Genomic DNA, 12584 nt, shown 5'->3' on the forward strand with positions numbered 1-12584 from the left:
GCAACCACCCACCCAGCCGCGCGGCCGAGCGCTTTAGGCGAAGGGGCGGGGCTGGGGACCCCTCGGCCCGGCAGGCGGACCCGCACCCCCCGGCACCGCCCAAGCGCCCCACGCACGGAAGCCCCCCGACCCGAATCGGGCAGGGAGGCTCCGTACGTACAGGGAGGGCACGGTCACGCAGGAACCGGCACCCGCTCCTTCGACTCGGACGTCGCCGACTCGGACTCGGCCGCCGCAGACTCGGACTCGTACTCATCGATCGGAGAAGCCGACGCCGAGTTGTACGCATCGTGGTCGAGGATCTTCTCGCGTGCCGACACGATCACCGGAACCAGCGCCTGCCCGGCCACGTTCGTCGCCGTACGCATCATGTCCAGGATCGGGTCGATCGCCATCAGCAGACCGACGCCCTCCAGGGGCAGACCCAGGGTGGAGAGGGTCAGGGTCAGCATGACCGTCGCACCGGTCAGACCCGCGGTGGCCGCGGAGCCGATGACCGAGACGAAGACGATCAGGATGTACTCCTTGATCCCCAGCTGCACCTCGAAGATCTGCGCGATGAAGATCGCGGCGAGCGCCGGGTAGATCGCGGCGCAGCCGTCCATCTTGGTCGTCGCACCGAAGGGCACCGCGAAGGACGCGTACTCCTTCGGAACGCCCAGGCGCTCGGTGACCCGCTGGGTGACCGGCATGGTGCCGACCGAGGAGCGCGAGACGAAGGCCAGCTGGATGGCGGGCCAGGCGCCCTTGAAGAACTGGACCGGGCTGACCTTGGCGACCGTCGCCAGCAGCAGCGGGTAGACGCCGAAGAGGACCAGGGCGCAACCGACGTAGATGTCGATCGTGAAGGTCGCGTACTTGCTGAGCAAGTTCCAGCCGTACTCGTAGATCGCGTTGCCGATGAGGCCGACGGTGCCGATCGGGGCGAGGCGGATGACCCACCACAGGGCCTTCTGGAGCAGCTCCAGGACCGAGGAGGAGAGGGTCAGGATCGGCTTGGCCTTCTCGCCGAGGGCGAGGGCCGCGATGCCCGCGACGACCGCCAGGAAGACGATCTGGAGGACTTCCAGATCCTTGAACGGCGTGATGATGTCCGTCGGGATGATGCCGGTGAGGAAGTCGATCCAGGAACCGGCGTGCTTGGGCTTCTTGCCGTCGGCCGGGGTCAGGCCGGTGCCGGCGCCCGGGTTGGTGAGCAGGCCGATCACGATGCCGATGGCGACCGCGATCAGCGAGGTGATCATGAACCAGAGCAGGGTCCGCGACGCCAGCCGGGCCGCGTTGTTGACCTGCCGGAGGTTGGTGATCGAGACGAGGATGGCGAAGAAGACCAGCGGGGCCACGGCCAGCTTCAGCAGCTGGACGAAGAGGCCGCCGATGGTGTCGAGGGTGGTGCCGAGACCGGTCAGGTCCTGGCTCTTGGCCAGCCAGCCGAGGAAGCCGCCGAGCACGAGACCGGCAACGATCTGCGCCCAGAACGGAATCCTGGATATGGGGTTCTTCTTCTTGGGCTTCGCAGGCTGCTCGGCCTGCTCGGCCTTCTGCGCGGGGGACGCGGACACGGACACACTCCGGTGAAGGAAGCTGCGGAAGGCAGGAGGGGGTGGAGAAAAGGGTCGCGCTGAGAACTTCAGACGGAGCGGCGACAAGCGGCCGAGACGCGGCGGCAGAGATCGACATGCAGGCGCGCCACGAGCGGAACGCTCATGGGGTTCTGGGGCGCGGCGGATGTCGTCATGTCGAACACGTTAACACCAGCACTTTGAGAACATCAAAGGTCTTCTTTGGGGGAAGGGTGGGGTCCGCGGGGTCCCTGGCAGCTCGGAATGAGTGAAAGACGAACAATGCCCCGGGAGTTGAGCCGGTGGCTCGACTCCCGGGGCATTGCCGGGTGTGACGCAGCTTACGTCGCGCTTACCTCGCGTCCCAGCACGTGGGACACGGTGCGCGTCAGGCCAGGTCCTCCTGGTTGCGGTTGGACTCCAGGCGCGCCTTGGTCTTGTCGACCTTCGCCACGATGTCCTGCGACATGGCGTCCCGCTGCTTGCGCAGAAGTACGAAGCTCAGCGGCGCGGAGACGACGATCGCGAGCAGCAGCACCCACAGCACGTTCGACATGCCGCCGAGGCTGGACGGCAGGACACGCAGGCTCACCAGCACCCAGACCACCGCGAAGCAGGCGGCGAAGACACCGAGTCGCATGGCGGTGTAGCGGAGCGTGGCGTGCTTGGTGCTCACGGCGTGACCTTCTTCGTGGCGACGGAAAAATAGGGCGCTACCAGTACAGCACAGGGGCCCGGCGAGGAAGCCGGGCCCCCGTGCTTCGTGGTACGCACGGACCGCACTCCGTACGTACGAGTCGCAAATCCCCTGGTCAGTGCCTCTGCTCAGACCAGCCAGCGGAAGCGGCGCACCAGCGCCAGCTCCTGCCAGCGGCGGCCGAGGCCGAAGTAGCTGCCCGCCCCGGTGACGGCGACCGCGACGGCGGCCAGCGCGATCATCCAGTGGTCGTCGGTGATCGGGTTGCTCGCGGGCTGGAGCGTGACCAGGTACATGAAGGCCATCATCGCGGTGCACGACACGGCGGCGATCCGGGTGCCGATGCCCAGCAGGAACGCCAGGCCGATGCCGAGCAGGCCGAGCATGAAGAGCGCGTCGAGCCAGGGCGCACCGGCCACACCGTCGAAGGCGTGGGCGAAGGGACCCTTCGTGCCGTGCAGCAGGAACCCGGCGGTCGGCGAGCCGCCGTGGATCACCGCGGCCTCCGTCTTGGTGGCGAAGCCGAGCCCGAACATCTTGTCCAGGAAGGGCCACAGGAAGGTCCAGCCCACCAGGATGCGGAGACCGGCGAGGACGCCGCGCGCGGCACGACCGCGGACGATCACCCCGTCCTGGCTGCCGGCGGTGGCGGGGGCGGTACGGGTGTTGCTGCTGCGGGGCATGTGGATCGTGGCCACTGCGCTCACCTGGTCTCTGCTTCGAGCCTGCTCTGGTCGAGCCCTTGCCGAGCTCTTGTGAATACATTCACAAGCTACTCCTGTCGGATACGCATAAGCGGCGGCAAAGGTCCCGAGCGCCCGGGACGTACGTCCTGAGACGGCGTCAGGAACCGTCGGAGCCCGGTCCCCCCAAGGTCAGCAGCATGATCACGTCGTCCCGGTCGTCCCCCGGCGCCACCCGTATGGCCCCCGGCACCCGCCCGACCTCCCGGTACCCGCACGCCGTGTAGAAGGCGTCCGCACCCGTACCGCCCCGGCAGGTCAGCCGGATCGCCTCGACGCCGGGCAGCGTGCGCGCGGCATCCGCCGCGGCGGCCATCAGGTCGCGTCCGTACCCCCGCCCCTGGTGCTTGGGATGCACCATCACCGTGTACAGCCAGCACCAGTGCGTCATCAGCCGGTGCCCGTTGAGGGTCAGGAAGGCGGTCGCGGCGACGGTGCCCTCCTCGTCGTACCCGACCAGCAGCCGGGTGCGCCCCTCCGCCATGGCGACGAAGTGGCGCACGAGCTCGGGCCGGATCTTCTCCGGGTCGGCGGGCGGTACGAAACCGACCGCCCCGCCCGCGTCCGTGACGTCGGCCCACAGGGCGATCAGGCCGTCGCGGAGTTCCGCGTCGACGGCGGGGTCGAAAACGAAGGTGAGAGGGGTACGAGGCGCCATGCCCGGCACGCTAACCCGGGACGCCGAGAGCCCCGGCCGAGGGGGTTGGCCGGGGCTCTCGTACGTACAGCAGCGCAGGTCAGACGCGCATCGCCTGCGGGGTCTCGCGGCGCGAGGCGTCCGGGCCCTCGTACTCCTTGATGATCTCGTAGCGCGTGTTGCGCTCGACCGGGCGGAAGCCGGCGTCACGGATCAGTTCGAGGAGGTCGTCGCGGCCGAGCTTGTTCGGGGTGCCGTAGTCGTCCGCGTCGTGCGTGATCTTGTACTCGACGACCGAGCCGTCCATGTCGTCCGCGCCGTGCTGGAGCGCGAGCTGCGCGGTCTGCACGCCGTGCATGACCCAGAAGACCTTGACGTGCGGGACGTTGTCGAAGAGCAGCCGCGAGACCGCGAAGGTCTTCAGGGCCTCGGCGCCCGTCGCCATGGTCGTCCGCGCCTGGAGCTTGTTGCGGACCTTGCCGTCCTTCATGTCGACGAAGTCGTGCTGGTAGCGCAGCGGGATGAAGACCTGGAAACCGCCGGTCTCGTCCTGCATCTCACGCAGCCGCAGCACGTGGTCGACGCGGTGGCGGGGCTCCTCGATGTGGCCGTAGAGCATGGTGGCCGGCGTCTTGAGGCCCTTCTCGTGGGCGAGGCGGTGGATGCGCGACCAGTCCTCCCAGTGGGTGTTGTGGTCGACGATGTGCTGCCTCACCTCCCAGTCGAAGATCTCGGCGCCGCCGCCGGTCAGCGATTCGAGACCCGCCTCGATCAGCTCGTCCAGGATCTCGGACGCGGAGAGCCCGGAGATCGTCTCGAAGTGGTGGATCTCGGTCGCCGTGAACGCCTTCAGCGAGACCTGCGGGAGGGCCTCCTTCAGCGCGGACAGCGAGCGCGGGTAGTAGCGCCACGGGAGGGTCGGGTGCAGACCGTTGACGATGTGCAGCTCGGTGAGGTTCTCGTTCTCCATCGCCTTGGCGAGGCGGACGGCCTCCTCGATGCGCATCGTGTACGCGTCCTTCTCGCCCGGCTTGCGCTGGAACGAGCAGTAGGCGCAGGACGCCGTGCACACATTGGTCATGTTGAGGTGACGGTTGACGTTGAAGTGGACGACGTCGCCGTTCTTCCTCGTCCGCACCTCGTGGGCGAGACCGCCCAGCCAGGCCAGGTCGTCCGACTCGTAGAGCGCGATGCCGTCCTCGCGGCTGAGCCGCTCCCCGGCCCGGACCTTCTGCTCCAGCTCGCGCTTGAGTCCCGCGTCCATACCCGGCCGCCTCCTATGTGTCGTACGTACCTATCGAGCTTCTGCCAAAGGTACGCCTAGCCCTCCTCGGGCAGTTCCCCGACCCGGTTCTCCCACTTGGTGGAGAGCACGATCGTGGTACGGGTCCGCGAGACGCCCTTCGTGCCGCTCAGCCGGCGGATCGTCCGCTCCAGACCGTCCACGTCCCCGGCCCGGATCTTGAGCATGAACGAGTCGTCGCCCGCGATGAACCAGCAGTCCTCGATCTCCTCCAGGTCCTTCAGCCGGCGTGCCACGTCCTCGTGGTCGGCGGCGTCGGACAGCGAGATGCCGATGAGGGCGGTCACGCCGAGGCCGAGCGACTTGGCGTCGACGGTGGCGCGGTAGCCGGTGATGACCCCCGCCGATTCGAGGCGGTTGATGCGGTCGGTGACACTCGGGCCGGAGAGGCCGACGAGGCGTCCGAGCTCGGCGTACGAGGCCCTGCCGTTCTCCCGAAGTGCCTGGATGAGCTGCCTGTCCACGGCGTCCATATGCCTGAAGCCTTCCATTGTTCAGCGATACCGCGAGTTTACGTATAGAATCTAAGGCACAGGGGCCAAATCCCCTGAGGATCTTTCACCAGATCCAAGTTTCTCTTTCAGATCTTCTTCAGATCACCCGAACTCGACGGAGAGTGACCCACCGTGTACACGACCGAGATGGCCTACGTCCGCATGCGCGAGCTTCAGGAACTGGCCAACCGCTCGCGTGCCCACAAGCCCGCCGCCACGACCGCTTCCGTGCGCAGCCTCAAGGCCCGCCTCAAGCGCTCCAAGCAGGGCTGACCCACCCCTTCCTACGGGTTGCGAGACGCTCCCCCGAGCTCTCCCTCCCACCGGCGGTAGAGGCCGTGCGGCACACCTGCCGCATCGAGCACCCGCCCCGCGACGAAGTCCACCAGATCCTGGATGTGCGTCGCACCGGCGTAGAACGCGGGGGAGGCGGGCAGCACCACGGCGCCCGCCTCGTCCAGCGCCACCAGATGCTTGAGCGTCTGCCCGTTCAGCGGCGTCTCCCTGACCGCCACCACCAGCTTCCGCCGCTCCTTGAGCGTCACGCTCGCGGCCCGCTGCAGCAGGTCCTTCGAGAGCCCCAGCGCGACTCCGGCGACACTCGCCGTCGAGGCGGGGACGATGAGCATCCCCTTCACCGCGTACGACCCGGACGACGGCCCCGCCGCGAGATCCCCCGCACTCCAGTGCCGTACGTCGGACAGATCGAGCCCGGTGAACGTGTCGGGCTTGCCGTCCGCCCCCCTCCCCAGCCACGTGGCGAGATCCTCCCGCCAGTGGCTGTCCCGGTAGGAGATCCCCGTCTCGTCGAGGATCGTCAGCCGGGACGCCCTGCTGACGACGAGGTCGACGGCCTCGCCCGCGTCGAGCAGCCCCCGCAGGACGGCGGCGGCGTACGGGGTTCCGGAGGCGCCCGAGACCCCTACTACCCAGGGGGTACGGGTGCGTTCGGCGGTGGGCTCAGTCATGGGCGGAGCTTATCGGGGGCGACAATGCGGGAACCGGGCAAGGTCCGGGGACGTTTCACAGGAACACGGGGAAAGTGGGGGGTGGGGGTCATGTCGTACGAGCCGTACGAGCCGTACCGACCGCAGACGACACCGCCGCGCGGCGACGCGGCCGACCGGCGGGGCCGGTGGCGGACGGCCGCCGTGGTCATGGGCGCCTGGATCGCCCTGCTGTGGGTGCTGGAAGCCGTCGACACCGCCACCGGCAACGCCCTGGACACCTACGGCGTCTCCCCGCGCGACCTCTCCGAGCTCCGCGACGTCCTCCCCATGTCCTTCCTGCACGGCGGCTTCGCCCACCTCGCGTCGAACACGCTGCCGCTGCTGATCCTGGGTTTCCTGGCGGCGCTCGGCGGAATCCGCCGCTTCGCCGCGGTCGTCGTCACGATCATGCTGGTCGCGGGCCTGGGCGTGTGGCTGACCGCCCCCTCGCACTCCATAACCCTGGGCGCGTCGGGCGTGGTCTTCGGCCTGTTCGGCTACCTGGTGGTGCGGGGCTTCGTGGACCGCAGGCCGTGGGACGTGGTGCTGGGCCTCGTGGTGGCCGTCGTCTACGGCTCGATCCTGTGGGGCGTGCTGCCGACGGACTCGGGCATCAGCTGGCAGTGCCACTTGTTCGGGCTGCTGGGCGGGGTGCTGGCGGCGTTCGCCTTCCGGCGGGGTCGGGTCTAGCGACTCGGCGCGGGCCGGTGGGTGGTTGCGGTTCCTGCCGGGGGTGCTGCCCCCGGACCCCCGGGTTTCGCCCCGGCACCGGGTGCCTAGACCGTCAGGCCCCGCATCAGGAGATCCAGCAGCGCACACGCAAAGAGCGCGATCCCGATGAACCCGTTCACCGTGAAGAACGCCCGGTTCAGCCGCGACAGATCATGCGGCCGCACGATCGTGTGCTCGTACACGAACGCCACCGCCACAATCACCATCCCGATCCAGAAGAAGATCCCGGCATCGGTACGCACCCCGTACCAGACCAGCAGCGCCGTGGTGATCACGTGACAGACCCGCGCCCCGTGCAGCGCCGCCGGAATGCCGAACCGCGCCGGCACCGACTTCACCCCGTGCGCCCGGTCCGCCTGGACATCCTGCGACCCGAAGATCAGGTCGAACCCGCCGATCCAGATCCCGACCGCCAGCCCCAGCACGACCGCGTCCCCCGACCACTCCCCCGTGATCGCGATCCACGCCCCGACCGGCCCCATCGCCTGGGCCAGCCCCAGAATCGCGTGCGGGAAGTTCGTGAAGCGCTTGCCGTACGGGTAGACGACCATCGGGACGATGGCCACCGGCGCCAGCGCCAGGCACAAAGGATTCAGCAGCGCCGCAGCCCCGAGGAAGAAGACCAGGGCGATCCCGGCCCCCGTCCACGCGGACTTGACGCTGACGGCCCCCGTAACGATCTCCCGGTTCGCGGTGCGCGGGTTACGGGCGTCGATCTCCCGGTCGATGATCCGGTTGGCCGCCATGGCGAAGGTCCGCAGGCCCACCATCGCGATCGTCACCAGGAGCAGCCGCCCCCAGTGGATGTTCTTGTCCAGCTGGAACATCGCCGTCAGCGCGGCGATGTACGCGAAGGGCAGCGCGAAGACGGAGTGCTCGATGAGCACCAGGTTCAGGAAGGCGCGGACCTTCCCGGGCCGGGGCCCCGGCTGCGGCTGCGGGATTGCTGCTGCGGCGCTGCTCACAGGCCGTATTCCTTCCAGCGGCGGGAGACCTTGGAGGCCGTCGCCGGGTCCGACTCGACCATGTTCGGCCAGCCACCGTCACGGGTGTAGCCCTCTTCGGGCAGCTTCTTGGTGGCGTCGACGCCCGCCTTGCCGCCCCAGTACTGCTGGTACGAGGCGTGGTCCAGGTGATCGACCGGCCCCTCCACGACCACCAGGTCCTTCGCGTAGTCGACGTTCCCGAAGGCCCGCCACGACACCTCGTGGTAGTTCCGTACGTCGCAATCGGCGTCCACGACCACGATCAGCTTCTCCAGGGACAGCATGTGCGCGCCCCAGATCGCCGACATGACCTTCTGCGCGTGCTTCGGGTACTTCTTGTCGATCGACACGATGATGCAGTTGTGGAAGCCGCCCGACTCCGGGAGGTGGTAGTCCACGATGTCCGGCACGATGATCTTCAGCAGCGGCAGGAAGAAGCTCTCCGTCGCCCGCCCCAGCGGCCCGTCCTCGGTCGGCGGACGCCCCACGACGATCGACTGCAGCAGAGGCCGCTTCCGCATCGTGATGGTGTCGATCGTCAGCGCCGGGAAGTCCTCCTGCGGCGTGTAGAACCCGGTGTGGTCGCCGAACGGCCCCTCGGGCAGCATCCGCCCCGGCTCCAGCCACCCCTCCAGCACGACCTCCGCATGCGCCGGCACCTGAAGCGGAACGGTCTTGCAGTCCACCATCTCCACCCGCTTCCCCTGGAGGAACCCGGCGAAGAGGTACTCGTCGATGTCCCCCGGCAGCGGGGCCGTGGACGCGTACGTCACAGCGGGCGGCGCGCCGAAAGCAATCGCGACCGGCAGCTTCTCGCCGCGCTTGGCGGCCACCTGGTAGTGGTTCCGGCTGTCCTTGTGGATCTGCCAGTGCATGCCGATGGTGCGCTTGTCGTGACGCTGGAGGCGGTACAGGCCGAGATTCCGGATCCCCGTCTCCGGGTGCTTCGTATGCGTAAGCCCCAAATTGAAGAAGGACCCACCGTCCTCCGGCCACGTGAACAGCGCGGGCAGCTTGTCCAGATCGACGTCCTCCCCCCGCAGCACGACCTCCTGCACGGGGGCGTCCTTGACCTTCTTCGGCGGTACGTGCGCCACGGACCCCAGCTTGCCGAAGGCGTCCCGCAGACCCATGAACCCCTGCGGCAGCTCGGGCTTCAGCAGCCCGCCGATCTGCTCGCTGATCTCGCTGTACGACTTGAGCCCGAGCGCCTTCAGCAGCCGCCGGTCGGTCCCGAAAACATTCATGGCCAGCGGCATCGCCGAGCCCTTGACGTTCTCGAAGAGCAGCGCCGGGCCACCGGCCTTGTTCACCCGGTCGACGATCTCCCCGACTTCCAGGTGGGGGTCGACTTCGGCCGTGATGCGCTTGAGGTCGCCCTCGCGGTCCAGGGCGCGGAGGAACGAGCGAAGATCGTCGTAAGCCATGTCGTCCAGTATCGGACACCGACTACCCTGGGCCCCTCACCGGGGCCGTTCGAGCGGCCCGTCTGACGTCCCCAGGGGGAAGCACTCCATGCTCAGGGCACTGATGTTCATCCTGCCGCTGGCGCTGACGATCTACGCGTTCATCGACTGTCTGAACACCCCCGAGGACGAGGCCAAGCACCTCCCGAAGGTCGCCTGGGTCTTCATCATCCTGCTCTTCTGGATCGTGGGCCCGATCGTGTGGCTCGCCGCGGGCAAGGACCGCCGCCCGCCGCAGGGCGGCCGCACCCCCTCCGAATGGCACCGCGGCCACCGCAGCACGTGGGTCGCCCCGGACGACAACCCCGACTTCCTGAAGTCCATCAAGGACGAGAACAAGAAGGACGAGTCCCTCCTCAAGGACTGGGAGGCCGACCTCCGCCGCCGCGAGGAAGACCTGAAACGCCGCGAGGGCGGCGACCCGGGCAAGGGCCCGGACGACGCCGCCAAGTAGCCACCAGACAGTGTAGGAATTTCCTACTTTGAGAAACCTGACCGCCACAGCTAATCTGGGACGCAACCCGACTCGGGAGCTCAGGAGGTCACCATGGCGCAGGACACCCGGATAAGAGCTCAGCTGCGCGAGAAGAACCAACTCACGCTGCCCCGCGAGGTCCGCCAGGCCCTCCACATCTCGGCCGGCGACGACGTCGACTTCGTCATCGGGCCTGACGGCGCTGTACGACTGATGGGATTGCGCACCGTTCCCGCAGAGCAGGCGTGGTTCTGGGAGAACGAGTGGCAGACCGGCGAGCGGGAAGCGAGCGCGGAGCTGGCACGCGGCGAGGGCACCGTCTACGGCAGCGCGGAGGAGATGTTCTCCGCGCTTGAACGCCCCGAGGCCGGAGGCGACCAATAGCGATGCCCACCTTCGAGGTCCTCCCTCGCTTCGCGAGGGACTTCGCGAAGCTGACCCCCGAGCAAGCCCGCCGGTTCCGCCGCGTGGTCCTGGAGGAATTCGTCCCCGGCCTGACCGACGGACGATTCCTCCCTGGACTGCGCATCAAGGGGGTCCAGGCAGCCCCGGGCGTGTTCGAGCTGACGTGGGCACCCGACGGCAGAGCAACGTGGCAGTACGGCGAGGAGAAGATCGCGGGGTCTCCCCACGTCATCTGGCGCCGCATCGGCACCCACGGCATCTTCGTCCCCCCACCGGGCCCCTGAGTTCGCACCGATTTTGCACAGCTTTACGGTGCGGGGTTGCCCGGCAAATCCCTGGCCCCCGGCCCACCCCGTGCGCCACTCTGGCCCGCATGACAGCCGACGACGTGCCCAAGCTCCAGATCCGTGCCCTGCACACGGCCGACACCGTCACCGTGTACCAGGCGTACCGGCCCGAGATCGGACTGCCCGCAGCCCGGGACGGGAAGTTCCCGTCGAGCTGGAGCCGGGACCGGATGACGTGGATCAAGCCGTCGTTCCTGTGGATGATGTACCGCTGCGGCTGGGCCCGTAAGGAGGGCCAGGAGGTCGTCCTCGCCGTGGAGATCCGGCGGGAGGGCTTCGACTGGGCGCTGCGCAACGCCGTCCTCTCGCACTACGAGCGCCAGGTGCACCCCGACAAGGGGGCGTGGAAGCAGCAGCTGAAGGAGTCCCCGGTACGGGCCCAGTGGGACCCGGAGCGGGACGTGCGCCTGCGCCCCCTCCCCTACCGCTCCCTCCAGCTCGGCCTGAGCGGCGAGGCCGCGCGGCGGTACGCCGACGAGTGGCTCGTCGGCATCCGCAACGTGACCCCGCTGGCCCGGACCATGAGCGGCAGCGCCGAGACCGCAGCCCTCCTGATGCCCGTGGAGTCCCCGTACCCGATCCCGAAGGGTGCCCGCCTCACTCCCCGCGAGGGCGCATGACCTGCGCTCAGTCGGTCATCCAGGCGTGCCACGGGCGGACGATGATCTCCCGGTAGGTGTGGTGGGAGGGGTTGCGGCCCGCGTGCCGCAGGACCCAGGTCTTCGGCTCCTGGAAGTCCACGTGCGGCTCCGAGCGCTTCTCGCAGACCGCGCACTGCATGGCGTACGTGGTCGGCTCGGCGTCCGGGAGCCGGTCGGGCTCCAGTACCCAGCGGACCCAGCGCATGACCGTGCGCACCGGGTGCCCCTCATCCGCCATGGGCTTCGCCCCCGCCCGCCCGGCCCGCCCCGCACTCGGCCCAGACCGCCTTGCCCGGCCCGTTCCGCCCGGCGACGCCCCACCGGTCCGCCATCAGCTCTACGAGCAGCAGCCCGCGCCCCTCGCACGCGTCCGGGGAGGCGGCCCGGGGGCGGGGCCGTACCGCCGACGCGTCGTGGACCTCCAGGCGGACCCCGGACTCCCGCTCTCCCGCGAGCCGTACGAAACGGGTCTCGATCTCCCGGCCCCGCACCCGCGCGTGCCGCTGCGCGTTCGTCAGCAGCTCCGAGAGGACGAGGGCCGCGGCCTCCTCGACCGCCGCCATACCCCAACCGGCCAGCGTCTTGCGGAGTTCCCCGCGCGCCAGCCCCACCGCGCGGGGCCGTAGCCCCACCGCAGCACCACGACTCCGTCGTCCGGTGCGGTCATCGCGTCACCGCCATGCCGTGGATCTGCATGACGCGCGGCCCGGCGTCGATGCCGTACGCGGCGAGCCAGAGCGCCCGGCGGCGCTGGCGGCGCAGTCTCGCCTCTGCCTGCTCCGCAAGCTCGTACGCGATCTGCGCCTGGGTCCGCACCAGGGCCCCGCCCGTGGCCCGCAGGGCGGGGAAGTACCCGGGCTGGAAGTCCACCGCCGTACGGCAGACCACCGTTCGGCGGCGGGCGCGGGGAGCAGGGTCCCCCTGCTCGGGCACCGTCCGGTGCCACCCCCTCGCCGGGACCAAGAGCCGCACCAGCAGCTCGCCGAGTCGGAGGATAAGCTCCATCACGCTGACGCTCCTTCGAGGCGTTGGCCGTGCCCCCGGGCCGTTACCGCGGTCGCGGGGGTCCTCTGCTGCGACAGTCAACTACCGTGCGCGCACGGGAAC

At 69.1% G+C, this 12584-nt stretch carries 18 protein-coding genes; 6 read left to right on the top strand and 12 right to left on the bottom strand.

The window, feature by feature from the left end; all coding sequences use genetic code 11:
- Nucleotides 1–173 precede the first annotated feature (173 nt).
- The 6 genes from IE269_RS04010 to IE269_RS04035 all read right to left on the bottom strand — a co-directional run bounded on the left by IE269_RS04010 (nucleotide 174) and on the right by IE269_RS04035 (nucleotide 5415).
- On the bottom strand, nucleotides 174–1562 hold the full coding sequence (locus IE269_RS04010; protein WP_189821242.1) for a dicarboxylate/amino acid:cation symporter: 1389 nt from the start codon (nucleotides 1560–1562) through the stop codon (nucleotides 174–176).
- Between the two features lie 388 nt (nucleotides 1563–1950).
- Entirely contained in the window at nucleotides 1951–2238 is a 288-nt protein-coding gene (locus IE269_RS04015) for a DUF4229 domain-containing protein (protein WP_268253588.1), read from the bottom strand.
- Nucleotides 2239–2387: 149 nt separating this feature from the next.
- Entirely contained in the window at nucleotides 2388–2957 is a 570-nt protein-coding gene (locus IE269_RS04020; protein WP_229897435.1) for a hypothetical protein, read from the bottom strand.
- Nucleotides 2958–3102: 145 nt separating this feature from the next.
- Entirely contained in the window at nucleotides 3103–3660 is a 558-nt protein-coding gene (locus tag IE269_RS04025) for a GNAT family N-acetyltransferase (protein ID WP_189821243.1), read from the bottom strand.
- A gap of 79 nt (nucleotides 3661–3739) precedes the next feature.
- Nucleotides 3740–4903 carry an aminofutalosine synthase MqnE gene (gene mqnE / locus IE269_RS04030; RefSeq protein WP_189821244.1) on the bottom strand — a complete coding sequence of 388 codons (1164 nt, stop codon included), beginning with the start codon at nucleotides 4901–4903 and terminating at the stop codon, nucleotides 3740–3742.
- Nucleotides 4904–4959: 56 nt separating this feature from the next.
- Entirely contained in the window at nucleotides 4960–5415 is a 456-nt protein-coding gene (locus IE269_RS04035) for an Lrp/AsnC family transcriptional regulator (RefSeq protein WP_189821245.1), read from the bottom strand.
- A gap of 153 nt (nucleotides 5416–5568) precedes the next feature.
- On the opposite strand from IE269_RS04035, the gene IE269_RS04040 reads away from it, so the two are divergent.
- Nucleotides 5569–5709: a hypothetical protein gene (locus tag IE269_RS04040; protein ID WP_189821396.1), complete on the top strand. Its 141-nt coding sequence runs from the start codon at nucleotides 5569–5571 to the stop codon at nucleotides 5707–5709.
- 11 nt (nucleotides 5710–5720) lie between these two features.
- On the opposite strand, the gene IE269_RS04045 is transcribed toward IE269_RS04040, so the two are convergent.
- Nucleotides 5721–6404 carry a UbiX family flavin prenyltransferase gene (locus IE269_RS04045; RefSeq protein ID WP_189821246.1) on the bottom strand — a complete coding sequence of 228 codons (684 nt, stop codon included), beginning with the start codon at nucleotides 6402–6404 and terminating at the stop codon, nucleotides 5721–5723.
- Nucleotides 6405–6593: 189 nt separating this feature from the next.
- Here IE269_RS04045 and IE269_RS04050 point away from each other — a divergent pair, with 189 nt between their 5' ends.
- The gene (locus IE269_RS04050) at nucleotides 6594–7115 is read left to right on the top strand and encodes a rhomboid family intramembrane serine protease (RefSeq protein WP_229897474.1); all 522 of its coding nucleotides are present in this window, start codon (nucleotides 6594–6596) and stop codon (nucleotides 7113–7115) included.
- A gap of 86 nt (nucleotides 7116–7201) precedes the next feature.
- Here IE269_RS04050 and mqnP read toward each other — a convergent pair whose 3' ends face one another.
- Both mqnP and IE269_RS04060 read right to left on the bottom strand, forming a co-directional pair.
- A complete protein-coding gene (gene mqnP / locus IE269_RS04055; protein WP_189821248.1) occupies nucleotides 7202–8122 on the bottom strand; it encodes a menaquinone biosynthesis prenyltransferase MqnP in 921 nt (306 codons plus the stop codon).
- Nucleotides 8119–9570, bottom strand: coding sequence for a menaquinone biosynthesis decarboxylase (locus tag IE269_RS04060; RefSeq protein ID WP_189821249.1), 1452 nt, complete (start codon nucleotides 9568–9570; stop codon nucleotides 8119–8121). The genes mqnP and IE269_RS04060 overlap by 4 nt, the downstream gene beginning before the upstream one ends.
- Before the next feature lie 88 nt (nucleotides 9571–9658).
- On the opposite strand from IE269_RS04060, the gene IE269_RS04065 reads away from it, so the two are divergent.
- From IE269_RS04065 to IE269_RS04080, 4 genes are all read left to right on the top strand, one after another.
- A complete protein-coding gene (locus tag IE269_RS04065; RefSeq protein WP_189821250.1) occupies nucleotides 9659–10063 on the top strand; it encodes a PLD nuclease N-terminal domain-containing protein in 405 nt (134 codons plus the stop codon).
- Nucleotides 10064–10156: 93 nt separating this feature from the next.
- Nucleotides 10157–10468 carry an AbrB/MazE/SpoVT family DNA-binding domain-containing protein gene (locus IE269_RS04070; RefSeq protein ID WP_229897436.1) on the top strand — a complete coding sequence of 104 codons (312 nt, stop codon included), beginning with the start codon at nucleotides 10157–10159 and terminating at the stop codon, nucleotides 10466–10468.
- Nucleotides 10469–10470: 2 nt separating this feature from the next.
- Nucleotides 10471–10773: a hypothetical protein gene (locus IE269_RS04075; RefSeq protein ID WP_189821251.1), complete on the top strand. Its 303-nt coding sequence runs from the start codon at nucleotides 10471–10473 to the stop codon at nucleotides 10771–10773.
- 89 nt (nucleotides 10774–10862) lie between these two features.
- Complete coding sequence (locus IE269_RS04080) at nucleotides 10863–11456, top strand: DUF4291 domain-containing protein (protein WP_189821252.1); 594 nt, start codon at nucleotides 10863–10865, stop codon at nucleotides 11454–11456.
- Nucleotides 11457–11463: 7 nt separating this feature from the next.
- On the opposite strand, the gene IE269_RS04085 is transcribed toward IE269_RS04080, so the two are convergent.
- From IE269_RS04085 to IE269_RS04095, 3 genes are read right to left on the bottom strand one after another with little or no spacing between them, the layout of a single operon-like run.
- Nucleotides 11464–11715: a DUF7848 domain-containing protein gene (locus tag IE269_RS04085; protein ID WP_189821253.1), complete on the bottom strand. Its 252-nt coding sequence runs from the start codon at nucleotides 11713–11715 to the stop codon at nucleotides 11464–11466.
- Nucleotides 11705–12109, bottom strand: a complete 405-nt coding sequence (locus IE269_RS04090) for an ATP-binding protein (RefSeq protein WP_229897437.1) — start codon at nucleotides 12107–12109, stop codon at nucleotides 11705–11707. Before IE269_RS04090 ends, IE269_RS04085 begins: the two co-directional genes overlap by 11 nt.
- A 31-nt stretch (nucleotides 12110–12140) precedes the next feature.
- Complete coding sequence (locus IE269_RS04095; RefSeq protein ID WP_189821397.1) at nucleotides 12141–12485, bottom strand: hypothetical protein; 345 nt, start codon at nucleotides 12483–12485, stop codon at nucleotides 12141–12143.
- Nucleotides 12486–12584 lie beyond the last annotated feature (99 nt).

It is taken from the genome of Streptomyces spiroverticillatus (assembly GCA_014650415.1).
In the GTDB taxonomy this organism is placed as follows: Bacteria; Actinomycetota; Actinomycetes; order Streptomycetales; family Streptomycetaceae; genus Streptomyces; species Streptomyces spiroverticillatus.

Excerpts from the sequence above, each read along its gene's own strand:
- IE269_RS04080 (WP_189821252.1), top strand. The coding sequence starts at position 10,863 with ATGACAGCCGACGACGTGCCCAAGCTCCAGATCCGTGCCCTGCACACG.
- IE269_RS04050 (WP_229897474.1), top strand. The coding sequence starts at position 6,594 with ATGGGCGCCTGGATCGCCCTGCTGTGGGTGCTGGAAGCCGTCGACACC.
- IE269_RS04025 (WP_189821243.1), bottom strand. The coding sequence starts at position 3,660 with ATGGCGCCTCGTACCCCTCTCACCTTCGTTTTCGACCCCGCCGTCGAC.
- IE269_RS04035 (WP_189821245.1), bottom strand. The coding sequence starts at position 5,415 with ATGGACGCCGTGGACAGGCAGCTCATCCAGGCACTTCGGGAGAACGGC.
- IE269_RS04065 (WP_189821250.1), top strand. The coding sequence starts at position 9,659 with ATGCTCAGGGCACTGATGTTCATCCTGCCGCTGGCGCTGACGATCTAC.
- IE269_RS04085 (WP_189821253.1), bottom strand. The coding sequence starts at position 11,715 with ATGGCGGATGAGGGGCACCCGGTGCGCACGGTCATGCGCTGGGTCCGC.
- mqnE (WP_189821244.1), bottom strand. The coding sequence starts at position 4,903 with ATGGACGCGGGACTCAAGCGCGAGCTGGAGCAGAAGGTCCGGGCCGGG.
- IE269_RS04060 (WP_189821249.1), bottom strand. The coding sequence starts at position 9,570 with ATGGCTTACGACGATCTTCGCTCGTTCCTCCGCGCCCTGGACCGCGAG.
- IE269_RS04075 (WP_189821251.1), top strand. The coding sequence starts at position 10,471 with ATGCCCACCTTCGAGGTCCTCCCTCGCTTCGCGAGGGACTTCGCGAAG.
- IE269_RS04045 (WP_189821246.1), bottom strand. The coding sequence starts at position 6,404 with ATGACTGAGCCCACCGCCGAACGCACCCGTACCCCCTGGGTAGTAGGG.
- IE269_RS04070 (WP_229897436.1), top strand. The coding sequence starts at position 10,157 with ATGGCGCAGGACACCCGGATAAGAGCTCAGCTGCGCGAGAAGAACCAA.